Origin of the sequence: Xenorhabdus budapestensis, assembly GCF_002632465.1 — a bacterium.
GTDB classification, from domain to species: Bacteria; Pseudomonadota; Gammaproteobacteria; order Enterobacterales; family Enterobacteriaceae; genus Xenorhabdus; species Xenorhabdus budapestensis.
On sequence record NZ_NIBS01000140.1, the window covers coordinates 1 to 501 of the forward strand.

1 protein-coding gene is annotated in these 501 nt (G+C 43.9%); it reads right to left on the reverse strand.

Going from position 1 to position 501, the window contains the following annotated elements; translation table 11 throughout:
• Positions 1–55: 55 nt before the first annotated feature.
• On the reverse strand, positions 56–373 hold the full coding sequence (locus Xbud_RS19310) for a hypothetical protein (protein WP_099137556.1): 318 nt from the start codon (positions 371–373) through the stop codon (positions 56–58).
• Positions 374–501: the final 128 nt, after the last annotated feature.

Here is a 501-nt window from a genome sequence, read left to right on the forward strand (position 1 = left end):
GAAATATCAAAGGCTTAGGAAGGACCCAAAAAATTACACGGCGTTACCCTCTCTGTTACCTCGCGTTACCGCCCTCTTTTGCCTCCTTCACTTTCGTCGAATCGGACTTCTGAAGATGTCTTGGTGGTTCAAGATCATTCAGAATAGCTGGCGCATAAACATTAGCCTTGCCATCAATGATATCCACTGTTGGTTTTACCTCAACACTGCATTTGATTGCTGTACATAATCTCTTGTGCAATGTTTGAACCATTAGCGATGCCGAAAGAGTATCAGCATCAAATTTACTGAATTCTGATTTCAATTGATTGATGATATTTCCAACCTCTGCCGATGTAGGCAGTATTACAGTTGGGATTAGTTCATATTTCATGATCTCTCTTCTTGTTCAGGTGGGACCGTGGTCCCAGTTTTTATTTAGCTGTCCGTATCGCCTCATCCAGCGCCTGACTGATAGCAGCAGGCATCAGCGATTGAGCCATTTGTTGCGCCCGTTCCTGA